The organism is Geothrix alkalitolerans (assembly GCF_022808885.1).
GTDB classification, from domain to species: Bacteria; Acidobacteriota; Holophagae; order Holophagales; family Holophagaceae; genus Geothrix; species Geothrix alkalitolerans.
The window spans coordinates 70743-94755 of the sequence record NZ_JAKZLE010000002.1; the positions used below are offsets into that span (position 1 = coordinate 70743).

The following is a 24013-nucleotide window of genomic DNA, read 5'->3' on the forward strand; positions in this document are numbered from 1 at the left end:
GGTCAGCCCTTCATCGGGATGTGCAGGCCGATGGCTTCGGCGTGGTCGCGGGCGCTCTCGTAGCCGGCGTCGGCGTGGCGGAAGACGCCCATGGCGGGGTCGTTCCAGAGGACTCGGGCGATGCAGCGGTCGGCGCGCTCGGTGCCGTCGGCCACGATGACCACGCCGCTGTGCTGGCTGTAGCCCATGCCCACGCCGCCGCCGTGGTGGAAGCTCACCCAGGAGGCGCCTCCTCCCACGGCGGTCATGGCGTTCAGCAACGGCCAGTCGCTCACGGCATCGGAACCATCCTTCATAGCCTCCGTTTCGCGGTTGGGGCTTGCCACGCTGCCGCTGTCGAGATGGTCGCGGCCGATGACGATGGGGGCCTTCACCTTGCCGGTCCTTACCAGCTCGTTGAACTTGAGGCCCGCCAGGTGGCGTTCGCCGGCGCCGATCCAGCAGATGCGCGCGGGCAGGCCCTGGAAGGCGATCCTCTCCTTGGCGGCCTTCAGCCAGCGGATCATTCCCTCGTTCTGGGGGAACAGCTCCATCATGGCGGCGTCGGTGACTGCAATGTCCTCGGGATCACCCGAGAGGGCCGCCCAGCGGAAGGGACCGATGCCCTTGCAGAAGAGCGGCCGGATGAAGGCGGGCACGAACCCCGGGAAGGCGAAGGCGTTCCCGCAGCCGGCGCGCTGGGCCTGGGCACGGATGTTGTTGCCGTAGTCGAAGGTGACGGCGCCGCGGCACTGGAACTCGATCATGGCCTCCACGTGGGTGCGCATGGACGAGAGTGCGCGCTGCACATAGGCCTCGGGCTGGTCCTTCCGCATCGCGGCGGCCTGCTCCAGGCTGAGGCCCGCGGGGATGTAGCCGTTGTACTCGTCGTGGGCGCTGGTCTGGTCGGTGACGAGGTCCGGCTGGAAGCCGCGCTTCAGGATCTCGGGCAGCACCTCGGCGGCGTTCCCCAGCAGGCCGATGCTGCGGGCCTCGTGGGCGTCCACGTACTGCTGGACCAGCGCCAGGGCGGTGTCAAGGTTGTCCGTCCACTCGTCGAGGTAGCGGGTATCCAGTCGCTTCTGGATGCGGGTCTGGTCCACTTCGACGCAGAGGGCGACGCCGCCGTTCATGGTGACGGCCAGGGGCTGGGCGCCGCCCATGCCGCCCAGGCCGGCGGTCAGCGTCCAGGTGCCGGCCAGCGTGCCCTTGAAGTGCTGGCGGGCCGCCTCGGCGAAGGTCTCGTAGGTGCCCTGCACGATGCCCTGGCTGCCGATGTAGATCCAGCTCCCGGCCGTCATCTGGCCGTACATCATGAGGCCCTTCTGGTCGAGCTCGCGGAAGTGTTCCCAGGTGGCCCACTTGGGCACCAGATTGGAGTTCGCGATGAGGACGCGGGGCGCGTCGGGGTGGGTCTTCACCACGCCCACGGGCTTCCCGCTCTGCACCAGCAGCGTCTCGTCGTCGTTCAGGTGCTTCAGCTCCTTCACGATGGCATGGAAGCAGTCCCAATTGCGGGCCGCCTTGCCCAGGCCGCCATAGACCACCAGGTCCTCGGGGCGCTCGGCCACCTCGGGATCCAGGTTGTTCATGAGCATCCGCAGGGCCGCCTCCTGCACCCAGCCCTTGCAGTGCAGGTGGGTGCCGCGGGGCGCGGAGAGGACGGGGGCTTCGGATGCGGTGGTCATGGGGGACTCCGACGGAGGGCCCCTAGTTTCCCACGGCCCGCCCGGGACGGCGATCAAGACCGTCGGAGGAGAGCCAGGGCCCGTTGCAGATCGGCCCGCATGGCCGCCGGGGAATCCGTATGGTGGACGCTCCCGTGCCCCGGCAGCACCCAGGTGAACTCGAAGGTGAGCAGTCTTTCCAGACTGTCAAGCTGTTGTGCCCAGGAGTGCCAGTTATAGGTGCGGGACGCGGAGAGTCGCCCCTGGACCGGGTTCCACCACAGGTGGTCGCCGGTGAAGAGGTTGTCCCGGTGCAGCAGGCACACGCTCCCGGCCGTGTGGCCCGGGGTGGGGATGAGGAGAAGGTCCTCCGCCAGCGGGATGGGCTCGTCGCCGTCCACCGGGTGCTCCAGTCCGGTGAAGCCGTCCGCCACGTGCATGATCCGTTCGCACTGGAACCGGGCGTGGTAGGCCGCATGGTCGGCCACATCGTCCTTGTGGCTGAGGACCATCATCGCGACTCCCCCCAAAGCCTCCAGGTTCTTCATGAGCGGTTCAGAGGCCCGGGGGGAATCCACCAGCACGTTGCCCCCGGGCCGCCGGATCAGGTAACTCCAGGCGCCGAAGCTCTTCTCGCTGGTGTAGCCGCAGAAATAGACGTCTTCCGCCACGGGATGCGGAAAGGCCTTGGTGGCCGCGGGAACACTGGTCCTGTCGTCGGTCCCGATGGAGCCCACGGGGCAGGCCACCAGGGCCATGGAAGCTCGAAGGCGCGCCTCGGTATCGCCTGGCTGCGCATGCACCCGCGCCCGGTCATCTCCGCCCGCGAAGGTTTCCGGGGCGAACTGATAGCAGGTGCCGCAGTCGATGCAGGTGCGGTCCACGAAAAAGGGGCCGGGGACATTGTCAGCTGGGACATCCGTGCGGCGGGCCATGGCGCCTCCCGTCTTCTTGGATGCTACCGGCCCACCAGACGCATCATGGATTCGGGATACCGGGCGCCTGCGGCAGCCCCCGGGGGGAAAAGGCCGCCAAGCTCCACCAGTTCGCCGGGGCAGAGCACCTGGTCCAGGGCGCCCAGGTTCTCGTCCAGACGGTTGCGGCGCTTGGTGCCGGGGATGGGCACCACATCGGCCCCCTGGCCCAGCACCCAGGCCAGGGCCAGCTGGGAGGCGGTGCAGCCCCGGGCGGCTGCCATGTCCTGGAGACGGGCCACCAGGTCCAGGTTTTTCTGGAAATTCTCCCCCTGGAAGCGGGGCGAGTTCCGGCGGTAGTCGTCCGGCTCGAAGTCCTCGAACCGCTTGATCTGGCCCGTGAGGAATCCGCGGCCCAGGGGGCTGTAGGGCACAAGACCCACACCCAACTCCCGGCAGGCTTGAAGCAGCCCGCCCTCGGGATCGCGGGTCCACAGCGAATACTCGGATTGCACGGCGCTGATGGGGTGCACCGCGTGGGCCCGGCGCAGGGTGGCGGGGCTCACCTCGGACAGGCCCAGGAAGCGGACCTTCCCGGCCTTCACGAGCTCTGCCATGGCGCCGACGGTGTCCTCCACGGGAACCTCCGGATCCTGCCGGTGCTGGTAGTAGAGGTCGATGACCTCCACGCCCAGGCGCCTCAGGCTGGCCTCGCAGGAGCTGCGGACGTAGTCGGGACGCCCGCAGACGCCCCGAGCCGCGGGATTGGTCGGGTCGCGCAGGATGCCGAACTTGGTGGCGATGACCACCTTGTCCCGTACCGCAGCCAGGGCCCTGCCCACCAGGACCTCATTGGTGTGGGGGCCGTACACGTCGGCCGTGTCGAAGAGGGTGACGCCCCGGTCCACGGCGTGGCGGAGGGTGGCCATGGATTCGGCATCATCTCGATGGCCGTAGAAGTCCGACATGCCCATGCAGCCGAGGCCGAGGGCCGACACCGTGAGCCCTTGGGTTCCGAGGGTGCGGGTCAGCATGGGACCTCCTCCGCTCTTGATACGTGAGAAAAAGACTTACCACCAAGGCACCAAGGCACCAAGAACTGCATGAGCAGGGGCGCCCGCTTTTCTTGGTGTCTTGGTGCCTTGGTGGTGAAAAAGTTTTTCCAGATCTGTGTGCCGCGATCGGGCTGGTTCAGCGGTGCTCGACGACGTCCTTGGCTTCGAACCGGACCTTGGGGGTGGCGGCGTACTTGTCGTCCGCCGCCCGGTAGCCCAGGGGGCATGCGCTGATGGTGGTGTAGCCGCTGCCCTTGAGGCCCAGGATCTCATCGTACTTGGCGGGCTCGATGCCCTCGAAGGGGCATGCGTCCACGCCCAGCAGGGCGGCGGCGGTCAGCAGGTTGCCCATGGCGATGTAGGTCTGGCGGGCGGCCCATTCCTGGATGACGGCGTGGCGGGGGCCCTTCACCAGGTCGCCCACCATGTAGCCCTTATAGCCGGCCAGACTCTCGGTGGAGACGCCACGCACCTCGGCGATGCGGGCCACGAAGCGGTCCACATCGGCTTCGGTGATGTCCTGCTTGGCGGTGAGGACCACCAGGTGGCTGCAGTCCTCGACCTGGGACTGGTTCCAGGAGGCGGGGCGCAGCTTGGCCTTGAGGACCTTGTCAGTGACCACGATGAACTTCCAGGGTTGGAGGCCGTAGCTGGAAGGCGTAAGGATCAGGGCCTCTTCGAGGCTCGCCCAGTCAGCGGGAGAGATCTTCCTGGCAGGGTCGAACTTCTTGGTGGCGTAGCGCCAGTTCAGCTGTTGGAGCAGGCTGTCGCCGGGAATGATGCTCACGGTTACCTCGGATTCAGATGTGGGAATGAGGTTCAGATGGACCGCTGGATACGGGCCCGCAGCTGGTCGATGGGCATGGAGCCCACGATCCGGTCGATCGGTTCGCCATCCTTGAAGATCACCAGGGTCGGCATGCTGAGGACGTCGTATTGCTCGGAGAGGGGAGTGAAATCGTCCACGTTCAGCTTGGCGAAACGGACCTTGCCCGCGAGCTCCACGGCCAGAGTCTCGGTGAGGGGAGCCAGCTCGCGGCAGGGTGCGCACCAGGGGGCCCAGAAATCCACCACTGTGTAGCCATGGGCGACGCCCTCGGTGAAGGTCTGGTCGGTCAGGTGCTGGATGTGATCGGACATTCGGAGGCTCCTGCGAAACCCATCCAGAATAACGGATTTGACGGGATCTCCGGTCATGACAATCGCCTCAGGCGCCTTTGGCCCACCGGACGGTGGCTTCCGCTAGGCGCTGGCCCAGGCGGGCGGCGCTCTTGCGGTCGGCCTCGTTGGGTTCGATCTCCGGGGCGACCTGGCCGGCCTGGGCCATGAGGCCGGAGAAGCTGCCCAGGCGGTTGATGCCCTCCTCGCTGCCGGGCAGGTCCGCCGTGCCGATCCACACCATGCCGTGCTGCATGGCGAAGATCATCAGCGACTGGAGGGTGTTCAGCTTGTCGCCGCTGGGGCTGCCGCTGATGGTGAAGCCGGCCGCCAGCTTGTCCTTCCACTTGCGCTCGTACCAAGCCTTGGAGCTGGCGTCCATGAAGGTCTTGAAGGGGCCGCTCACGTTGCCCATGTAGGTGGGGCTGCCGAAGACGATGGCATCCGCCGCCTCCAGGTCCCCCCAGTGCGCCTCGATGTCCTCGACGGGGATGAGCGTGGCCTTGGCGCCAGGCACGGTCTCAGCACCGGCCTTGACCTGCTCGGCCAGCACCTTGGTGTGGCCGTAGCCGCTGTGGAACACGATGGAGATCTGGGTCATCTTTGGCTCCTGTCTGGACGATTGCATTCAATCGGCCCGTGACCCAAACTTAGGGAGCTTACATTCCAAAAGAAAGTAGGCACTATTTCGGAAGGTAGGAACCCCATGGTTCGTAAAGCCTGCTCCCTCGAACCCAACGTCCTGAGCGCCCAATGCCCCACGCGCCAAGCGCTGGATCTCATCGCGGACAAGTGGACCACCCTGCTCATCTACCTGCTGGCGAAGGGGAAGCAGCGCTACGGCGACCTGCACCGCCAGGTGGGCGGCATCAGCCAGAAGATGCTCACCCAGACTCTGCGGAAGCTCGAGCGGGACGGACTCGTGTCCCGGCATGTCTATCCAGAGGTGCCGCCCCGCACGGAGTACGAGCTGACAAAGCTGGGTCACACGCTGATCGGGCCCCTCGGTGCCCTGTGCGAGTGGGCCGGCACTCACCTGTCCGAGCTGGAGCAGGCTCGCAAGCGCTACGACCACTTGCAGAAGAAGCCCCCGCTCAGCGCCTGATGCTGTCCGGGGGGGAGGCTCCGCCTCTGCGAGCCGCGTAGCGGAAGCAGGAGCCTCGCGGGAGCGAGGCGCCAGGCGGAGGCCTGTTCGCTTCGCTCGCGATGTCCCCCGGGCCCCCGCGCTTTGGTCGGGCAGAGCCCACCCTCAGCGCCTGATGCTGTCCGGGGGACCGCCTGCTCGCTTCGCTCGCGATGTCCCCCGGGCCCCCGCGCTTTGGTCGGGCAGAGCCCGCCCTCAGCGCCTGATGCTGTCCGGGGGACCGCCTGCTTGCTTCGCTCGCGATGTCCCCCCGGGCCCCCGCGCTTTGGTCGGGCAGAGCCCGCCCTCAGCGCCTGATGCTGTCCGGGGGAAGGTCCTCGGGGAAGTCCAGGTCGCGGGCGCCTTCGGAGAAGGGGAGGCCTTGCGCGGCTTCCCGTAGGAGGATGGCCTTGGCGCCCACATCTCCGCGCAGCGCGAGAAGGTCGGGGAAGCAGCGCCGGGGCAGCACCGCCGGGATTCCGAGGGTGCCCGCGTAGGCGCAGGCGGCGGGACGGTCGGGATCAGTGGCGGCCAGGGCCAGGAGGCGGCGCAGAAGGGAGGTGTCCACAGCAGGCTGGTCCACCGTGAGGAGAAGGACGGCCGGAATCTTCAGCGGGAGGGCGGCGATGCCCGTCCGGATGGAGCTGGCCATGCCTTCCGTGGCCACGGGGTTGAGGACAGGCAGCACCTCGACACCCTCGAGCCCCGGGTTCCAATCGCCCACCACGGCGATCACCGGGCTGCACCCGGCTTCCAGGGCGGTCCGGGCGGCGCGGTGGAGGAGCGTCTCTCCCTCGTAGGGCAGCAGGGCCTTGGGGCCGCCCATGCGGCGGCCCTCGCCCGCGGCGAGGATGATGGCGGCGGTCACGGGGCCGATACCGTGGTGCGCGTGGCGCGCAAGGAGCTGCCGGTCCGGCCTCGGAAGGAGGCCTGGATCTCAGCCAGCACCGCAAGGGCGATGGTTTCGGGATCCTCCGCGCCCAGGTCCAGGCCCACAGGGCTGTGCAGGCGGTCTCCGGGGAAGATGCCTTCCGCGGCGAGCTCCTCGCGGATCTTCGCGCTACGGGCTCGGCTGCCCATGAGGCCGAGATAGCTGGCTCCTGAGGCCGCCAGCGCGCGCAGGGCTTCCAGATCCTTCAAGTAATTGTGGGTCATGAGGACCACCGCGCTGCGCGCGTCCAGTCCCAGCCCAGGGATCCGCTGGGCCGGATGGCCCGAGAGAACGGCGTCCGCCTCGGGGAAGCGCTCAGGCCGGGCGAAAGCGGGCCGGTGGTCCAGCAGGCCCACCCGCCAGCCCAGTTCCTTGGCCATCCGCACCAGGGGCCGGCTGTCGTCGCTGGCGCCCAGGATCCAAAGGGCGATCGCCGGGGTGAAGGTCTCGGTGAAGCCGGATGTCGGCGCGTCCGGCTGATTGAAGATGCTGCGCATTGCCAAGTGGTCAGGCGCCAGGTCGGTGTGGAGGGTGAGAGGGGTTCGCGAGCTGAGGGCCCGCTCGACCCAGGCCAGCCACTCGGGTGGCATGGCGGGATCGATGCGTTCCACCAGGATGTCCAGCAGGCCCTCGCAGCCGCTGCCGCTGCCCCAGACGAGATCCGCGTCGCCCCGCAGGTCGTAGCGGAGCAGGCGGGGCTGGCTGTCGGCAAGGGCCTCCCGGGCGCGGGCCATGACCTCGCCTTCGAGGCAGCCGCCGCTGAGGGAGCCGCGCAGGATCCGCTCGCCATCAGTCAGAAGCCGGGAGCCGGGGCGGCGGTAGCTGGAGCCTTCGACGCGGACCAGCGTGGCCAGGGCCACGGGCATTCCGCGGCCCCGGACGAGCGCCAGGATGTCCTGGAGTTCCTTGTGCATGAGGGGATTATGCCCTGCGATCAGGCCTTGCGCAGCGCCGGGGGAAGGAGCGGCAGGCTGCGCAGGCGCTTGCCGGTGGCCGCGAACACCGCGTTGGCCACGGCGGGCGCCAGTGGCGGCAGGCCCGGCTCGCCCACGCCACCCGGCGGCAGTTCGCTGGGCACGATGTGGACCTCCACCTTGGGCATGGACGGGAGCAGGAGGATCGGATGGTCCGAGAAGCTGTCGGCGGTCACACGGCCGTCCTTGAGGGTGATCTCGTCGTAAAGGGCCGCGCTGAGACCGAAGGCGATGCCGCCCTCCATCTGAGCCTTCACGTTTCCCGGGTTCAGCGTCATGCCGCAGTCCACGGCGCAGACCACGCGATGGACGCGGATGCCGCCGCCCGCCTTGGCTTCCACCTCCGCCACCTGGGCCACATAGGTGCCGCAGTCCAGGTAGGCGTGGGCCGCGATGCCTCGGCCCCGGCCCTTGGGCAGCTTGCGGGTGTGCCACCCGGCCTTGGTCGCGGCCAGTTCCAGAACAGCGCGGTAGCGGGCGGGATCGAAGGTGTGCTGGCCCAGCTTCAGGGGGGCCTTCGGCAGGTGCGCCAGGCGGAAGGCCAGGGGGTCCTTGCCGGCCGCGTGGGCCAGCTCATCCAGGAAGCACTCGGTGACGAAGGGATTGAAGCTGGCGGGCACGGCGCGCCAGAACCAGATGGGCACGGGCGTGTCGCTCTGGCCCCACTCCACGTGCAAGTTCGGAATGTCGTAGGCCAGGTCTGCTGCGCCCGCCAGCTCGGTGGCCTCCGGCGGCCAGGGGAAGTGGTTCGAGGCGGCGATGGAAGGCCCCACGAACCGGTGCATCCAGGCCAAGGGCCGCCCCTGGGCGTCCAGGCCCGCCTCCAGCTCGTGCAGCGTGGCAGGGCGGTAGCCGTCGTGTCGGAAATCGTCGGGCCTCGTCCACTGCACCTTCACGGGGGCGCCGACGGCCTTGGAGCAGGCCACGGCGTCCGCGATGAAGTCCGCCATGGCCCGGCGGCCGAAGCCGCCGCCCGCCAGCATGACCTGGATCTCGATCTGGTCGGCCTTCAGGCCGGTGATCCGTTCGACGGCGGGCAGGGCCATGCCCGGGGCCTGGGTGGGCGCCCAGATCATGCAGCGGCCGGGCTTCACGTCGGCCACGGCGACCATGGGCTCCATGGTCGCGTGGGCCAGGAAGGGCGCGTCGTACGTGGCCTTGATGCGCTTGGCGGCCTTCGGCAGGGCTTGGGCCGCATCACCGGCCTGGCGCACCACCTTGCCGGGTGTCTTGAGCCGTTCCTCGTACTGCCTGCGGATGGAGGCACTGTCCATCTTGGCGGCCGGCCCCTCGTCCCACTGGACCTTCAGGGCCTCGCGACCCGCGAAGGCCGCCCAGGTGTCCTCGCCGAATACGGCCACGCCGCTGGGCACCTCCAGCACCTGCTTCACGCCGGGCACCTTCAGGGCGGCCGAGGCGTCGAAGGACTTCACCTTCCCGCCGAACACCGGGCAGCGCTCGATGCTGGCCACGAGCATGCCAGGCAGGTGCAGGTCTGTGGTGAACTGCGCTCTGCCGGCCACGATGTCGCAGCCGTCCAGGCGCCGTGCATCCTTACCGAGGATCCGGAAGTCCTTGGGCGCCTTCAGCGTCGGCTCCGGCGGTGGCGAAAGCTTGCCGGCGCGGGCCACCAGGTCGCCATAGGCCAGGCTCCGCTTCGTGGGCGGGTGCTGGATGTGGCCGCCCCGGGCAAGACATTCGGATTTGGGGACGCCCCAGGTGTCCGCGCCGGCCTGGAGAAGCATCTCCCGGGCCTGGGCGCCCACCTTGCGCAGGGCTTGGGTGGTGGAGAGGGTGGTCTGGCTGCCGCCGGTGACGCCGAGGTCGCCGAATCTCGGCGCGGTGGAGGCCTGGAGGATCTTCACGCGGGACCAATCCGCTTCAAGTTCTTCGGCGATGGCCATGGCCATGCTGGTGCGGACGCCCTGGCCCATTTCCGTGCGCGTGGCCCAGATGGTGACGGAGCCGTCCGGGTCGATGCGAAGCATGCCGCTGGGCTGGAACGCGGATTCCGTGGGCTGCGCCGCCGTGCCTTTCAGCCGCACAGGCAGGGCGAAGGCCAGGGTGAGGGCGCCGGTGGTCTTGAGGAAGTCACGGCGGGTGGTGCTCATGGGGCCACCTCCTTCCGCTGGCCTGCGGCCCGGTGGATGGCCTCGCGGATGCGCAGGTAGGTGCCGCAGCGGCAGACGTTCTCGCCCATGGCCTGGTCGATGTCCCGGTCCGTGGGCTTGGGATGCCTGGCCAGCAGGGCCGCGGCGGTCATGATCTGGCCCGTCTGGCAGTAGCCGCACTGGGCCACGTCCGTCTCGATCCAGGCCTTCTGAAGGGGGTGGGCGCCGTGGGGGTCCAGACCCTCGATGGTGGTGATTCGTTTCGCGCCGACGTCGCTCACCGGCGTCACGCAGGACCGCACGGCCTCCCCGCCCAGATGGACGGTGCAGGCGCCGCAGAGGCCCTGCCCGCACCCGAACTTGGTGCCTGTGAGCTTGATGCGGTCGCGGAGCACCCACAGCAGGGGCATGTCCGGGGAGGCTTCGACCGTATGGGACTGGCCGTTGACCGAGAGGGTGTACTCCGCCATGGGCACCTCCATCTGGGATGGCGGCCCCCATGCTACGCCTTTTCTCCATCGAGGGTGCGATATGAAAAACTAGATCAATCCATCTTCAATGGGAACTTTCCGGATCCGTTTCCCAGTGGCCGCGAAGACCGCGTTCAGCACCGCTGGGATGGCCACCGGCACCGGGGGTTCGCCCATGCCGGATGGGGCCTCGGCGCTGGGGATCACATGGATCTCGACCACAGGCATGTCCGCCAGGCGGAGCACGGGGAAGTCGTGATAGCCCGTCTGCACCGTGCGGCCCTTCTCCCAGGTGATCTGAGAGAACAACGCGGAGAGGCCGAAGGCGATGCCGCCCTCCACCTGGGCCTCGAGGCCCGACGGGTTCACCACCAGGCCGCAGTCCACGGCACAGGTGACCTTGTGGACCTTGAGCCGGCCCTTCACCACGGAGACCTCCGCCACCTCGGCGGCGTAGGTGCGGCCGTCGTAGGCGTGGCAGGCGAGGCCCAGCCCATGGCCTGTGGGCAGCTTGCGGCCCCAGCCGGCCTTGGCGGCAGCCACCTCCAGCACCTTCTTCAGGCGACGGATGTCGGCCTCGTCCCGGCCGAATTTGACGATGCCCCGGTCGCCCAGCAGATCCAGTCGGAAGCGGAGCGGGTCCTTTCCGAGCGCGTGGGCCACTTCGTCCAGGAAGCACTCCCGGGCGAAGACGTTGGGCACGATCTGGATGCCGCGCCACCAGCCCAGCGGCGTGGGCGCCTCGACCTCCGCGAAGTCCACGGCGACGGCAGGGATGGCGTAGGGGATGTCGCAGGCGCCATTGGTCTCCGTGGTGGCCTGCGAGGGTGCCTTCTGGCCTCCTGTCCAGGAGCGCAGCACGGCGGGGCCGGCGATGCGGTGGGTCCAAGCCGCGAGGGCACCCGCGCCGTCGATCCCCGCCCGCAGGCGGTGGAGCGTCGCAGGGTGGTGCAGGTCATGGCGGAGGTCGTCCTCCCGGTCCCACACCACCTGGATGGGCCCGCCGCCGGCGGCCTTGGCCACCTGGGCGGCCTCGGTGCTGAAGTCTGTGCCGAGCCGGCGCCCGAAGCCGCCGCCGATGAGGGCGACATTCACCTTCAGTTGCTCTGGCTTGAGCCCCAGGGTGGCGGCGGCCCGCTCCTGAGCCCGGTTCGGTGACTGGCTGCCCATCCACATCTCAGCCGCGCCCTCGCTCAGGGCGGTCGTGGCGTTCATGGGCTCCACAGTGGCGTGGGCCTGGTAGGGAAAGCTGTACTCCGCCTCCAGCAGCTTGGCGGCTGCGGCCAGGACCTTGGCGGGATCACCTTCGCGGCGGGCGTCGTCGGCGGGGCCCGTGAGGGCGGCTCGCATCTTGGCCTCGAGTGCAGTGGAACTGAAGTCCCGCGCGGCTCCCTCTTCCCAGGTGGTCGTGGCGGCCAAGGCGTCCCGGCCCTTGAAGGCGGCCCAAGTGCTGTCCGCGATCACGGCCAGGCCCGTGGGCACCTTCACCACCGCCTTCACGCCCCGCACGGCTTTGGCCTTGGCATCATCCCAGGCCTTCGGCTGCCCTCCGATCACGGCGCAGCGCAGCACGGCAGCGAAGCGCTGGCCGGGGCGACGCACATCCAGGCCGAAGATGGCCTTGCCGGTGACGATGGCCGGGCCGTCGAATCGGGGCGTGCGCTTGCCGACCAGGCGGTAGTCCGCGGCTTTCTTCAGAGGGGCGTCCTTCGGCATAGGCAGCTTCGCCGCGGCTTGGGCGAGGTCGCCATAGCCGAGCTTCTGTCCGTCAGGCCCAAGCACGAACCCTCTCTCGGTGCGGCAGTGGGCCGTGTCCACCTTCCACCGGGCGGCCGCGGCGGCCTTGAGCATCTCGCGGGCGGCTGCTCCGGCTTTGCGCAGGGGCGTCCAGGTGGTGCTCACGCTGGTGCTTCCGCCGGTCTGCATGGACTTGAAATCCAGGCCGGGCTGGCCGGTGACGACCTCGACCTTCGACCAGTCGAGGTCCAGTTCCTCGGCCACGGCCAGGGGCAGGGCCGTACGCACGCCCTGGCCCATCTCCGTCTTGGGCACAGTGATCTGCGCCGTGCCATCGGGCCGGATGGCCAGGAAGGCGTTGGGGTGGAAGGCGGTTTTGGTGGTCTCTCCAGACCGGGGTCTGGCTTCGAGATGGAGTCCGAGCACGAGTCCCGCGCCCGCGGCGGCGGTCACCTTCAGGAAGTCGCGCCGGCTGGTCATTGCACACCTCCGGCAGCACGCTTCACGGCTTTGCGGATGCGGGGGTAGGTTCCGCAACGGCAGATGTGGTCGGCGAAGGCCTCGTCGATGTCGTGGTCTGTGGGATGGGCCTTGCGCTTGAGCAGGGCCGCAGCGGTCATGATCATGCCCGGCTGGCAGTAGCCACACTGGGCCACGTCCTCGGCGATCCAGGCCTTCTGCACAGGATGGGAGCGATCCTTCGACAGGCCCTCCACCGTGACGACGTTGCGACCGGCAGCCTCCTTCAGGCTCGTCTGGCAGGACTTCACGGCCTGGCCGTCCAGGTGCACCGTGCAGGCGCCGCAGACGCCCTGGCCGCACCCGAACTTGGTGCCGGTGAGTCCGAGGTTGTCCCGGAGGACCCAGAGAAGCGGCGTGTCGGTGTCGGCATCCACGGTTCGGGTGCGGCCGTTCACGGTGAGCTGGGTGGCGGGCATGGCAGCTCCCTGAAATATCGTGTGGCGAGGCTTCCACCCTACGCCGCCGGCGATCTGCCTGCAACGGCGGGTCTGTCCTCTGGCGCACCTGGGGTGAGGTGACGCTATGCTGGGGAACCCCCCCTGGAGAATCCCCGATGCGACCCTTGATCGCCGCCCTCCTGTCCTTCGCCGCCATGGCCCTGAGCGCGAGCCCCAAGCCTCAGGTGAAGCTCACCACGTCCATGGGCGTGATCGTCATGGAACTGGAGCCACAGGCGGCGCCCCGGACCGTGGAGAACTTCCTGAAGTACGTGAAGAAGGGCCAGTACAACGGCACCATCTTCCATCGCGTCATTCCAGGATTCATGATCCAGGGCGGCGGCTACGTGGACTACCTCGGGAAGAAGCGCACCGATGCCTCCATCCCCAATGAGGCCGACCGCGCCTTGGCGGCGGGGCTCAGGAACAAGCGCGGCACCGTGGCCATGGCGCGGACCCCGGATCCCCACAGCGCCGCCGCGGAGTTCTTCATCAACGTGGTGGACAACCCCTCGCTGGACTTCAAGGGCAAGGCCAACGACAAGACATGGGGCTACTGCGTGTTCGGCCGGGTCCTCAAGGGCATGGACGTGGTGGATCGCATCAAGGCTGTGAAGACCAGCAACAAGCGCAGCGACTTCCTGAACCTGCCCGTGAAGCCGGTGCTCATCAAGGAAGCGGTGCAGATCCAATGACGGCCAGGGCCTCCGCAGGCGCACTCAGCTTCCGGAGGCTGCGTTCGAGCCGTCGGCGGTAGCGGGGGCGCAGGTCGGTGCCCGAGGGCTCGAATTGGGCCCGATCCCAATCGAGGACCAGGGCTCCGCCGCCGGGAGGCAGGAGGATGTTGGTGGCGTTCAGATCGGGTGACCACAGGCCCCATTCGCCGAGGGCGGCGATGGCTCGCCGGATGTCCTCGGCCCGTTCGAGGCTCAAGTCCCACCGGCGCGGCCAGGCATCGCCTTCGGCCAACCGCGTGAAGAGCACGCCTTCCACTCCGAGACCGCTGGGGCGCCAGGCATAGCCGAGCGGCTCGACGGTGGGGAAGCCGGCCTCCCAGAGGCCGCGGTGGACCGCGTGCTCCGCGGCGAACCGGAGGTGGGTGCGGTAGGTCCGTTCGTTCAGGTGGCGCAGCAGGCCGCCGCGGCGGTAGGGGCGCATCACCAGGTCGCCGACGCGCAGGATCCCCCCACGGCCGAAGGCGCCTTCCAGGGGAACGGCCTCGCCTGTGATGAGCTGTCCGCCCGGCGTGCAGATGCGCCAGCCACCGCCCAGACCGGGCAGGTCGAGGTTGATACGGCAGCCCAGCGGCTTGAGTGGCTTGCCGGGTTCGTACGGCCAGGAGGCCGGCAGGGGAGGGACGATGTAAGGGTCATGGATCATGTGGATTCCAGCTTGGCGGGTCCGCAGGCGGAAGGCAAAGGATGTGTCCGATTGATCGGTGGAACGAGTCCGACGACAGCTGTCAACTGCCGCCGCAGGCGGGAACCTGCCACCAAAAATCAGCACGGACCCAAGTGGCTTGAGATGGAAGGAATTCTTCCGGATTGCAGTCGCGCTTCCCACAAAGGATGTGGAAATCCCAACACCTCTTCTCGGTAACGAGGTGAATTCTTTCTCGATTTCTGCACGCCCATCCAAGTGGGGTTTCATCGGCGCATCCGGTTCGGCGTCACTATTCTGGAGTCGTGGACGCGCGCACTCACCATCCCTCCATCCCCGCCGAGGCCTTGGCCCGGCAGGCCCGGCTCTTGGCGCTTCTGGCCGCCATGGAGCAGGGATCAGCCAGCCGCGAGCCAGCCGCTCTGCGGGCTCTTCAGGACGCCTTGCGCGGAGAGCACTTCGACCCGGCGGCCCTCATCCAATCTTTGGTGGAAGAGGACCTGATCGAAGAAGGGGCCTGCCTGATTCGCGCCGATCGCCACCTTGCAGACCCGCAATCCTTCCAGCAGATCTCCGCGCTCCTGGCGCCTCTGGCATCCCGGTCCCAGAAGCGGCGCGAAGCGACATGGCAGCTGGACACCCGGCGCGCCTGCGTGCGTGTGGGCTATGCGAAAGAGGGCGAGGCCATCGATTTCGATGAGGGTGAGGTGCATGCGATTCTCCTCCAGGCCTTCCGCTTGGAGGGGATCCGGTTGGCGTTGGATCTTGGCAAGCGGCCCCACCCAGCGCTGCATCTCGAACTGCCGCTTCCCTCAGGGGCTGGTGGACGCTGCGAATGGGCGGCGGTGGTCCTCCGGGTGGAACCAGCCGGTTCGCCCGAGGCTCTGATGTCAGCCCTGAGCAACCGCCTTCCAGAAGGCCTGCGGATCCACCGCTGGGAGCCCCATCCCCCCTACGCTTCGTCGTTGGCAGACTTGGCCGAGGCTTCCCATTGGCGCTGGACCTGCCCCGCGGACCTGGCGAACGGAGCCAGGCAGCGGACCAGGGGCTTCTTGTCCGCGACAGAATGGCTCTGGGAGAAAGAGGGGCGGATCGAGGGCCGCAAGCAGGTCAAGCCGTTGAATCTGCGGCCGCTCGTGATGGAGCTGCGATGGGAGGGAGACGTTCTCGTCAGCACGACCCGCACCAGGAGCTCCGAAGCAGGCAACCCCCTGAAGATCCATGCGGCGATCCTGGGGCTCGAACCGGCCGCGCTCCGCGGTCTCGTGCGCCTGGCCCTGGACCTGAAGCCCGACCCGCGCCTGGCCCAGGCAGACCGTTTCGAACCCAAGCTCAAGAACATGTACGAGGACGCGGTGCTGCTCGGCGGCGGCTCCAACATCATCCTGGTGGACGAGGATGATGACGAGCCGATCCAGCTAGGCTGAACCGGCCTCCTTGCTGATGGCCAGCAGGAGCCCCAGGCAGACCAGGCTGGCGATGAGGCTGTTGGGGCCGAAGGAGATGAAGGGCAGGGGGATGCCCTTGTTGGGGGCCAGGGACAGCACCACGCTCATGTTCATCAGAGCCTGCACCACCAGCAGCAGCACAAAGCCCATGGCGCACAGTTTCAGGAACGGGTCGTTCACGCGCCGGGCGATGCGGTGGCCGCGCCAGAGGATCGCGAGGAAGAGCGCCAGGATCGCCACAGTCCCGATTAGGCCGGCCTCCTCGGCGATCACCGCGTAGATGAAATCCGTGTGCGCCTCGGGCAGGAAGAAGAGCTTCTGCTTGCCGCCGCCGAGGCCCACGCCCATGAAGCCGCCGTTGCCGACAGCCACGAGGCTCTGGAGCGCCTGGTGCCCCTTGCCGAGAGGGTCCGCAGAGGGATTGAGGAAGCTCGTCACCCGGGCCAGGCGGTAGGGCGACAGCACCACGAAGGCGGTTCCCAGCGCGCCCAGGACGGGGATGGCCACGGCGAAGATCCACTTCGGAGCACCGCCGAGGAACACCACCATCAACGTCACGAAGACAATGAGGAACGAGGTCCCGAAGTCCGGCTCGCGCAGGATGAGAGCCAGAGGAACCAGCATGATGCCGGCCAGGCCCAGGAGCTTGGGCAGGGCGTCGCGATGGCTCGACCAGGCCTCGCGGTGGCGCACCATCCAACCGGCGGCGAGGAGCACCGACAGGGGCTTGAACAGCTCCGAGGGTTGGAGGCTCATGGCCCCCAGGCGGATCCAGCGGTGGGCGCCGTTGACCTTGGGGCCAAAGAGGAGCACCGCCACCAGCAGGAGCACCAGGATCCCGTAGGTGATCTGGAGCGGGCGGGAATGGTCCTGGAGCGGCGCCAGGTCCACTTGGGAGAGCGCCAGCATGAAGGCGATGCCGATGACGCCACCCATGAGCTGGCGGGTCAGGAAGGCGGTGGCCGCCGCGTGGTTCTGGGAAGCCTTGATGGCGGAGGCGGAGTAGATCCACACCATGCCGACCGCCACCAGCGCGAGTGCGAACAGCACCAGCCAGCGGTCGACGGGGCGGCGGACATCCGGGGCCATGTCCGCTCCTAGGCCAGCGCCAGGTCGCGGCGGGCGGCGGTCTCGAGCTCGTGGAGGGCCTGGTCCACCCAGGCGGTCTCCTGGGCTTCCACCATGAGGCGGAGCTTGGGCTCCGTCCCGGACCAGCGCACCACCTGGCGCACGCCTTCGCCCCAGCGGGCGTCGATGGCGGCCATGGCGGCGACCAGGTCCGTGCAGTCCGCCACCTCGCGGCGGTCTCTGGCGACCACATTCACCAGACGCTGGGGCCAGGGGCGGAAGGCCCAGGCCCAGCGGCGATCCGCAGGCCGATGCAGGAGCGCGCGGAGGACGCCGAGGGCGGCGGCCATGCCGTCACCGCTGGGGCCCACGCGCTTCTGGATGAGGTGCCCCGAAGCCTCCGCAGCCAGATCCCAGCCTCGCTTGGCCATCTCCCGCAGCAGGAACTTGTCCCCCACGGGGGTGCGGACGAAGGGGATCTCCGCGCTGGCCAGGGCCTGGGCCAGGCCCCCGTTGGTCATCACGGTGCCCACCACGCCTGGCGGCGCGTCCCCGCAGGCTTTGCGGTCCTGGGCGAGCAGCCATACCATCTGGTCGCCGTCCACCAGGTCGCCCCGGCCATCCACCAGCAGGCAGCGGTCTCCGTCGCCGTCGAAGGCGATGCCCAGCTGGGCGCCGCGAGCCACCACGGCCGCGGACAAGGCGTTGAGATGCGTGGAACCCACGCCCACGTTGATGGAGGGGCCATCGGCGGGCACACCGATCCAGTCGATGGCAGGGCCCCGGAAGAGCTCCTGGGCCGCCTCCGCCGTGGCTCCATGGGCGCAGTCGATGACCACGCCGAAGTTCCGGGGCAGGTCGATGCCGCCCAGGTGCCTCAGGTAGGGCCCGAGGTCCAGATGCTCCGGGGGGATCGAGATGGTGGTCGGCTCGGGGATGGCCTCGAAGGCGGTCTCGATGGCCTGTTCCTGATCTTCCTCCAGCTTCTCGCCCAGTTCATTGAAGCCCTTGAGGCCGTTGTCCTCAGGCGGATTGTGGCTGGCGGAGATCATGAGACCCCAGGTCTTGGGGCCCTCCGCGCTCAGTTGGGCCACGGTCCAGGCCACGGCCGGGGTCGGGACCATGCCGAGGACCAGCACCCTCAGTCCCATCCCGAGGCCCAGGATGAAAGCCTCGGACATGGGGCCGGAGCTGGACCTGGGATCCCAGCCGATCACCATCCGCTTCACGCCGGCTTTCCGGGCCACCTGGGCCCAGGCGGCGCCCCAGCGGGAGACCTCTTCCAGGGTGAGGGGGGAGCGCAAGGCGACCCCGCGGATGCCGTCGGTTCCGAAGTAGCAGAGACTCATGCCGGAAGTTTACCTGATGGCGTGCGTCCTGAAGACTTTGTATCCCCACCTCGCAGCCTCGGCGTGGGCGGCGGCCGTGAGGCCGTCGCGCTGATCCGGGGCGAGGGACATGCCGGCGCGGGCCACCAGGAACCGCTTGCGAGAGATGCCGATGCACATTCGTGCGGCGGACCACGCAAGCGCCTCCGGCAGCCGGGGGAGGGCGTTCCAGAGGGCAAGGTCCTCGGCGAAGGTGGTGCCAAAGCCGAAGCCGGGGTCCAGCAGTACGCGCTGGTCCACGATGCCGGCGCCCCGCAAGCGGTCTCGGACCCCCATCAGCTCCGCGATGGCCAGGGAGGCGTCCTTGGGGGCGGGATCGTCATAGGGGGGCATAAGAAAGCCCTCGCCCTGGCGCCGGCTGCGCATGGCGATGAGGCCGCAGACGGAGCCGGCGGCCAGCTCCAGCATGCCGGGGTCGGCCAGGCCAGACACGTCGTTGATGACGGCGATCCCCGCGTCCAGGCCCTTCGCAGCCACGGCGGCGTGCCGGGTGTCCAGGCTGAGGGGGATGCCCGGCAGAGCACCCCCCAGCGCCGCGAGCACAGGCTCCAGGCGGCCCCATTCCGTGGTGGCGTCCACCACCGCGGATCCGGGGCGGGTGCTTTCGGCACCCAGGTCGAGCATGCAGGCCCCGGCGGCCACGAGGTGCCGGGCCTGGGTCAGGGCCGCCGAGGGATCCAGGTAGCGTCCCCCGTCGCTGAAGGAGTCCGGCGTCAGATTGAGGATGCCAAGGAAAAGGGGACCACTCTCCAGGAGCGGTCCCCATTGAAACGGTGCGGACTTCACGCGGGCTTGAGGGCGGGGTTCAGGCCGGGATCGGCCTTTGGCCCCTCCACGGTGGCCGGGGCGGACGGCGTGCCGCCCCCCTTGGGCGGGGGCAGCGTGCCGCCCTTCATGAGGATGTCGATGTCCTCGCCGTCGAGGGTCTCGCGCACCAGGAGGGCCTCGGCGATGGCCACCAGCTTGTCGCGGTGGGCCTCGATGGCGGCCTTGGCGCGGCGGTAGTTGCGGAGCACGAACTCCTGCACCTCCACGTCGATGAGGCGGGCGGTGTCCTCGGAGATCTCCCGGTGCTGCGCGAAGTCGCGGCCCAGGAAGACCTCGTGCTGGCCGCCGCCGAAGTTCAGCGGGCCCAGCTTGTCGCTCATGCCGTACTCCGTGACCATGGAGCGGGCCATCTCGGTGGCCTGCTGGATGTCATTGGCGGCGCCGGTGCTGAGCTGGTTGAAGAAGATCTCCTCGGCGATGCGGCCGCCCATGGCGATGGCGATCCGGCTCTCCATGTAGTCGCGGGTGGTGTTGTAGCGGTCCGTGGTCGGGAGCTGCCAGGTGACGCCCAGGGCGCGGCCCCGGGGGATGATGGTGACCTTGTGGAGCGGATCGCTGTCGGGCACCACGTGGGCCACGACCGTGTGGCCGGCCTCGTGGTAAGCAGTGATGCGCTTGTCCGCCTCGGTCATGACCAGGCTGCGGCGCTCGGCGCCCATGTAGACCTTGTCCTTGGCGTTCTCGAAGTCGATCATCTCGACCCACTTCTTGCTGCCGCGGGCGGCGGTGAGGGCAGCCTCGTTGCAGAGGTTGGCCAGGTCGGCGCCGGCGAAGCCGGGAGTGCCGCGGGCGATGACTTCCAGGTCCACGTCCGGGCTGAGGGGGATCTTGTCGGTGGTGTGCACCTTCAGGATCTCGTGGCGGCCCTTTACGTCGGGGCGGTCCACCACCACGCGCCGGTCGAAGCGGCCGGGGCGGAGCAGGGCGGGATCCAGCACGTCGGGGCGGTTGGTGGCGGCGATGAGGATGACGCCCTCATTGCCCTCGAAGCCGTCCATTTCCACCAGCAGCTGGTTCAGGGTCTGCTCGCGCTCGTCGTGGCCTCCGCCCAGACCGGCGCCGCGATGGCGGCCCACGGCGTCGATCTCATCGATGAACACGATGCAGGGGGCGCTCTTCTTGGCCTGCTCGAAGAGGTCGCGCACGCGGCTGGCGCCCACGCCCACGAACATTTCCACGAAGTCCGAGCCCGAAATGGAGAAGAACTGGACCTTGGCCTCGCCGGCGATGGCGCGGGCCAGGAGGGTCTTGCCGGTCCCCGGAGGGCCCATGAGCAGGACGCCCTTGGGGATCTTGCCCCCCAGCTTCACGAACTTGGCGGGGTCCTTCAGGAACTCCACGATCTCCTTCAGCTCCTCCTTGGCCTCGTCGCAGCCGGCGACGTCGGCGAAGGTGACGCGCTTGGCGCTGCTGGAGAGGCCCTTGGCGCGGGCCTTGCCGAAGCTCAGGGCCTTGTTGCCGCCCATCTGGGCCTGGCGCATGAACACGAACCAGAGCACCACGAAGACGAGCAGGGGCGCCCAGAACATGAGCACATAGGCGAAGTTGTTCTCGCTGGGCTTGGCGGCCTTGAACTCATCAAGCTGGCCCTCGGTCTTCCAGCTGAGGATGACCTTGCCCAGGTCCTGCATGGGGGGGGCCACGGTGCGGAACTTCTCGATGACCTCGCCAGTCTTGGGGTTCTTGTCGGGCTGCTTGTAGGTGCCTTCGACATCGAAGCCGGAGAGCGTCACGGACTTGTACTTGCCGCTGACGCCCTCGGTGTAGAAGGTCGAGAAGGGGATCTCGATCTGGCGGCTGTTCTGGGGGATCTGGCGGAAGGCCAGCACCAAGAGGGCGATGATGCCCAGCCAGACCAGCACGCTCTTCATCATGGAATTCAAAGGGTCACTCCTTCGGGCCTTCGCCCAAGTGTCCTTCCAGTGTACTAGGCCCCGGAAGGCGGCTGAACCTAAGATGCACGTAATCGCCCTCTGGTTCGGAATCCAGATGGAAATTCCCCCAGGAGGAAGGCTTGCGGCCCCTCTCAAGGCGCGCGGCGAGCCAGGGCGCGAGGCCCCGCAACAGGGCCGCCTCCCGCGGCCAGTCGAGACGTCGGAAGGCGCATTCCAGCGTCCAGCGCAGCTCCGGCTCGGCCCACGCGCCTCGCCGGAAGGTGATTCCATGATCGGCAATGAACCAGCGGGTGCCCTCCCAGCCAGCGATGAGCAGACCCGCCAGGTGCTTGGCCTCCTCAGCCTGGAGATGGGTCTCGAACAGATGGCGGTCCAGGTCGGGCGCCTCTCGCCGCAGGGTGTCGAGGAGGGGCCGCCAGCGGTTCCGCGCCGTGAAGGGCTCGGCGTTGCTGGCGTCTTCCCGCCAGGGGATGCCCCGGGCCGCCAAATAGGACCTCAGGTCGGCGCGGCGGATCTCCGCCAGGGGCGACCAACGGAGGCCCTGACGCGGCGCCAGAGGCTGCAGGCAGCCCAGGCCGCCGCCCCGGGTCAGGCGCAGGAAGACGGTCTCAGTGTGGTCGTCCAGGGTGTGGCCCGTGGCCACGGCTGTCGCGCCGCTCTGCCTGGCTTCCTGGCGGAACCAATCCCACCGGAGGGCCCGGGCGGCCATCTCGAGGCCAAGCCGGTGGGCATCCGCGTGAGCCCTGACGCCGAGGGTGGCCTCCGCGAGATCCAAGTTGAGGGCGCGGCAGAGCTGCCGCACGAAGTCCGCATCCTCCCCCGATTCCGCCCGCAGGCCGTGGTCCGCGTGGAGCACGGCCAGATCCAGGTCCAGGCTCTTCCGGAGCGTCCACAGGAGCATGAGGAGCGCGGTCGAATCCCCGCCGCCCGAGCAGGCCACCAGCACGCGGCCATGAACGCCATCGCCCCGGCGCTGGATCTGCGCGAGCAGGTCGGATTCGAATCGGTTCATGCGGGGGGTTCCAGCCGGGTCACGAGTTCCAGCAGCGCCTTCGGCACGGGCAGGTCGCACCAGAGCGCCTCGGCCCATTCGCACATGCGCAGGGAGCCCCAGTGCATGGCCCGGCCCACGACACCTCGGCGGAAGGCGGGATGGGCGATCCGCGTGACGGGCTGGGAGGGATCCTGGTTGAACTGGCTCCCGAAGGCGTCGAAGGCGGCCATGCGGCGGGTCCACACAGCGCTCACGTCGACCAGCAGGTTCGGCTGGGCCGGGTTCTCGCCGCCGGCCCAGGCCACCGCCTCCGGCCGCCAGGGCGTTCCGGGGCAGGGGTAGTTCTTCAGACCCGCGTAGTAGGCGGCTTCCCGGGCCAGCCGATGGGCCCGGCGGTGATCGGGGTGGCGGTCGTCCGGGGCCGGGAGGACCAGCACCCGGGGCCGCATCCGGCGGATCTCCGCCATGAGGCGGATTCGGAAGGCCTCATCCTCCGTGAACCTCCCGTCGGGGAAATCGAGGACCGTGCGGGTCACGCCGAGAATTCGCGCCGCCTCCTGCGCCTCGGCGCGACGGGTCTCCGCAGTACCGCGGGTGCCGAGGTCGCCGCTGGTGAGATCCAGAATGGCCGCCCTCATCCCCCGATCCGAGGCCAGGGCCAGGATCCCGCCCACGTGGACTTCCACGTCGTCGGGGTGGGCGCCCAGGGCGAGCAGATCCAGATCGTGGCTCATGGTTCCTCCACCAAGATCACGGGGGCGCCGTCCATGCGCGCCAGGATGGCTTCCAGCAGGGCTTCGTTCCTCAGCCAGGTGAGGCCCGGGATGACCCGCTCCTGGGGGGCGCCGAAAGGGAAGAGGGCCTGGCGGAGCCGCTCGGGGTCACCGCCCACCATGGCTGCGGCCGCTTCTCTGTGCAGGCGCCGGTCCAGCTTCGCCAGCCGCTGTCGCGTGCGCTCCTGCTCCTGCCGGAATCGGGCCTGGAGGGAGGCCGGCCACCTTTCGTCCGGATTCGTGGTCTGGAACATGGAACTCGGGAGCTCGCCCGGCCAGGCGGTGAGGCGGTCCCAGGCGCCCAGGCGCAGGGCCTCCAGGTGGCCCGGGGTGGCATGGAAGCCCGTCGGCACCACGTAGACACTGGGGCGCGGAAGGATCTTCGGCGACGGAAGGTCCACGCGTTCCCAGAGAGGCTCGCAGAGCCGCCAGTAGGCACGCTCCGAAGGCCCCAGGACCACCGCGGCCACGGGCATCAGCAGGGACTGCATCAGGGGACGGATGGCCGCCCCAGGGCTGATCCAACGGCCCGCGGGCAGGGTTTGGCCGGGGTCCAGGCGCTCGCGAAGGCCGGTCCGGGGGTCCAGCGAGAACCAGGCGGCCTGCACGCGTGGATCCAGGGGCAGAGGGGCGCCTTCCGCCTCCAGCCGCCCCGCCTGCCGGACCAGGTCGGCTTCCAGGCCAAGGCTCCGCCAGCGCTCCAGTTCCGCCTGGATGGACTGGCGCACGGTGGGGTTCGTGGGGGAGAAGGGACGGAGACCGCGATCCCAGAGAGCCCGACCCAGGGCCAGGACATGGCCGCGTAGGGTGGGCTCATCGGGCGTCGGCACGGGGCCCCAGAGGGCCTCCGCCTCGGCCTGGTGGACAGAAGTCCAGGGCAGCCAGCCGGTGGCGGTGCCCAGCCTCGCGTCGAACCGGAAGCGGTGCCGCGCGAGGCGTCCCCCAGTCACGCCGACGACGGACGCCACCTCGGCCCGATCGTGGTCTTCGTCGGCCAGCCAATAGACCGCCTCGGCCCCGGTTCGGCGGGCCTCGGCCAGGGCCGCGAGGGCCTTGGCCACGGACAGGGCGGGGCTCCAACCGGCGCCGATCTGCTGGCCGGTGGCGATGACGGGCTTGGGATTCACGGCCTTCCCCCTCTGTTCATCTCGGGCCTTCTCA

General features: G+C 68.9%; 23 protein-coding genes. 3 read left to right on the top strand and 20 right to left on the bottom strand.

Features of this window, described 5'->3' with window-relative positions:
* Positions 1 to 2: 2 nt before the first annotated feature.
* From hutU to MLJ35_RS04380, 6 genes are all read right to left on the bottom strand, one after another.
* Positions 3 to 1667: a urocanate hydratase gene (hutU, locus tag MLJ35_RS04355; protein WP_243383191.1), complete on the bottom strand. Its 1665-nt coding sequence runs from the start codon at positions 1665 to 1667 to the stop codon at positions 3 to 5.
* A 53-nt stretch (positions 1668 to 1720) separates the two neighbouring features.
* Entirely contained in the window at positions 1721 to 2581 is an 861-nt protein-coding gene (locus MLJ35_RS04360; RefSeq protein WP_243383192.1) for an MBL fold metallo-hydrolase, read from the bottom strand.
* A 23-nt stretch (positions 2582 to 2604) separates the two neighbouring features.
* Positions 2605 to 3594: an aldo/keto reductase gene (locus MLJ35_RS04365; RefSeq protein ID WP_243383193.1), complete on the bottom strand. Its 990-nt coding sequence runs from the start codon at positions 3592 to 3594 to the stop codon at positions 2605 to 2607.
* 157 nt (positions 3595 to 3751) lie between these two features.
* On the bottom strand, positions 3752 to 4402 hold the full coding sequence (locus tag MLJ35_RS04370; protein WP_243383194.1) for an NAD(P)H-dependent oxidoreductase: 651 nt from the start codon (positions 4400 to 4402) through the stop codon (positions 3752 to 3754).
* A gap of 32 nt (positions 4403 to 4434) precedes the next feature.
* Positions 4435 to 4755 carry a thioredoxin gene (gene trxA / locus MLJ35_RS04375; RefSeq protein ID WP_243383195.1) on the bottom strand — a complete coding sequence of 107 codons (321 nt, stop codon included), beginning with the start codon at positions 4753 to 4755 and terminating at the stop codon, positions 4435 to 4437.
* A 67-nt stretch (positions 4756 to 4822) separates the two neighbouring features.
* Entirely contained in the window at positions 4823 to 5374 is a 552-nt protein-coding gene (locus tag MLJ35_RS04380) for a flavodoxin family protein (protein ID WP_243383196.1), read from the bottom strand.
* Positions 5375 to 5479: 105 nt separating this feature from the next.
* Here MLJ35_RS04380 and MLJ35_RS04385 point away from each other — a divergent pair, with 105 nt between their 5' ends.
* On the top strand, positions 5480 to 5878 hold the full coding sequence (locus MLJ35_RS04385) for a winged helix-turn-helix transcriptional regulator (protein ID WP_243293811.1): 399 nt from the start codon (positions 5480 to 5482) through the stop codon (positions 5876 to 5878).
* A 325-nt stretch (positions 5879 to 6203) separates the two neighbouring features.
* On the opposite strand, the gene MLJ35_RS04390 is transcribed toward MLJ35_RS04385, so the two are convergent.
* The 6 genes from MLJ35_RS04390 to MLJ35_RS04415 all read right to left on the bottom strand — a co-directional run bounded on the left by MLJ35_RS04390 (position 6204) and on the right by MLJ35_RS04415 (position 13057).
* Positions 6204 to 6764 carry a nucleotidyltransferase family protein gene (locus tag MLJ35_RS04390; protein WP_243383197.1) on the bottom strand — a complete coding sequence of 187 codons (561 nt, stop codon included), beginning with the start codon at positions 6762 to 6764 and terminating at the stop codon, positions 6204 to 6206.
* Complete coding sequence (locus tag MLJ35_RS04395) at positions 6761 to 7741, bottom strand: XdhC family protein (RefSeq protein ID WP_243383198.1); 981 nt, start codon at positions 7739 to 7741, stop codon at positions 6761 to 6763. Before MLJ35_RS04395 ends, MLJ35_RS04390 begins: the two co-directional genes overlap by 4 nt.
* A 20-nt stretch (positions 7742 to 7761) precedes the next feature.
* The gene (locus tag MLJ35_RS04400; protein WP_243383199.1) at positions 7762 to 9912 is read right to left on the bottom strand and encodes a xanthine dehydrogenase family protein molybdopterin-binding subunit; all 2151 of its coding nucleotides are present in this window, start codon (positions 9910 to 9912) and stop codon (positions 7762 to 7764) included.
* Positions 9909 to 10382 (bottom strand): (2Fe-2S)-binding protein, encoded by a 474-nt coding sequence (locus tag MLJ35_RS04405; protein WP_243383200.1) that lies wholly within the window; start codon positions 10380 to 10382, stop codon positions 9909 to 9911. The genes MLJ35_RS04400 and MLJ35_RS04405 overlap by 4 nt, the downstream gene beginning before the upstream one ends.
* A 69-nt stretch (positions 10383 to 10451) precedes the next feature.
* Complete coding sequence (locus MLJ35_RS04410; protein WP_243383201.1) at positions 10452 to 12599, bottom strand: xanthine dehydrogenase family protein molybdopterin-binding subunit; 2148 nt, start codon at positions 12597 to 12599, stop codon at positions 10452 to 10454.
* A complete protein-coding gene (locus tag MLJ35_RS04415; protein WP_243383202.1) occupies positions 12596 to 13057 on the bottom strand; it encodes a (2Fe-2S)-binding protein in 462 nt (153 codons plus the stop codon). Before MLJ35_RS04415 ends, MLJ35_RS04410 begins: the two co-directional genes overlap by 4 nt.
* Positions 13058 to 13194: 137 nt before the next feature.
* Here MLJ35_RS04415 and MLJ35_RS04420 point away from each other — a divergent pair, with 137 nt between their 5' ends.
* Positions 13195 to 13773 (top strand): peptidylprolyl isomerase, encoded by a 579-nt coding sequence (locus tag MLJ35_RS04420; protein ID WP_338028439.1) that lies wholly within the window; start codon positions 13195 to 13197, stop codon positions 13771 to 13773.
* On the opposite strand, the gene MLJ35_RS04425 is transcribed toward MLJ35_RS04420, so the two are convergent.
* A complete protein-coding gene (locus MLJ35_RS04425) occupies positions 13748 to 14458 on the bottom strand; it encodes a lipopolysaccharide kinase InaA family protein (RefSeq protein ID WP_243383203.1) in 711 nt (236 codons plus the stop codon). The genes MLJ35_RS04420 and MLJ35_RS04425 overlap by 26 nt on opposite strands.
* 368 nt (positions 14459 to 14826) lie before the next feature.
* Here MLJ35_RS04425 and MLJ35_RS04430 point away from each other — a divergent pair, with 368 nt between their 5' ends.
* A complete protein-coding gene (locus MLJ35_RS04430) occupies positions 14827 to 15885 on the top strand; it encodes a TIGR03936 family radical SAM-associated protein (RefSeq protein ID WP_243383204.1) in 1059 nt (352 codons plus the stop codon).
* Here the strand turns inward: MLJ35_RS04430 and ftsW are convergent.
* The 7 genes from ftsW to bshC are packed head-to-tail and all read right to left on the bottom strand — an operon-like array spanning position 15877 to position 23979.
* Entirely contained in the window at positions 15877 to 16995 is a 1119-nt protein-coding gene (gene ftsW / locus MLJ35_RS04435) for a putative lipid II flippase FtsW (protein ID WP_243321005.1), read from the bottom strand. The two genes, MLJ35_RS04430 and ftsW, sit on opposite strands and share 9 nt — an antisense overlap.
* An 8-nt stretch (positions 16996 to 17003) precedes the next feature.
* Positions 17004 to 18323, bottom strand: a complete 1320-nt coding sequence (locus MLJ35_RS04440; protein WP_243383205.1) for a phosphohexomutase domain-containing protein — start codon at positions 18321 to 18323, stop codon at positions 17004 to 17006.
* A 9-nt stretch (positions 18324 to 18332) separates the two neighbouring features.
* Complete coding sequence (folP, locus tag MLJ35_RS04445; protein WP_243383206.1) at positions 18333 to 19148, bottom strand: dihydropteroate synthase; 816 nt, start codon at positions 19146 to 19148, stop codon at positions 18333 to 18335.
* Positions 19145 to 21073, bottom strand: a complete 1929-nt coding sequence (ftsH, locus tag MLJ35_RS04450) for an ATP-dependent zinc metalloprotease FtsH (protein ID WP_420843019.1) — start codon at positions 21071 to 21073, stop codon at positions 19145 to 19147. The genes folP and ftsH overlap by 4 nt, the downstream gene beginning before the upstream one ends.
* Before the next feature lie 4 nt (positions 21074 to 21077).
* A complete protein-coding gene (gene tilS / locus MLJ35_RS04455; protein ID WP_243383207.1) occupies positions 21078 to 22097 on the bottom strand; it encodes a tRNA lysidine(34) synthetase TilS in 1020 nt (339 codons plus the stop codon).
* The gene (bshB1, locus tag MLJ35_RS04460; RefSeq protein ID WP_243383208.1) at positions 22094 to 22813 is read right to left on the bottom strand and encodes a bacillithiol biosynthesis deacetylase BshB1; all 720 of its coding nucleotides are present in this window, start codon (positions 22811 to 22813) and stop codon (positions 22094 to 22096) included. The genes tilS and bshB1 overlap by 4 nt, the downstream gene beginning before the upstream one ends.
* Positions 22810 to 23979: a bacillithiol biosynthesis protein BshC gene (gene bshC, locus MLJ35_RS04465; RefSeq protein WP_243383209.1), complete on the bottom strand. Its 1170-nt coding sequence runs from the start codon at positions 23977 to 23979 to the stop codon at positions 22810 to 22812. The genes bshB1 and bshC overlap by 4 nt, the downstream gene beginning before the upstream one ends.
* Between the last annotated feature and the right edge of the window lie 34 nt (positions 23980 to 24013).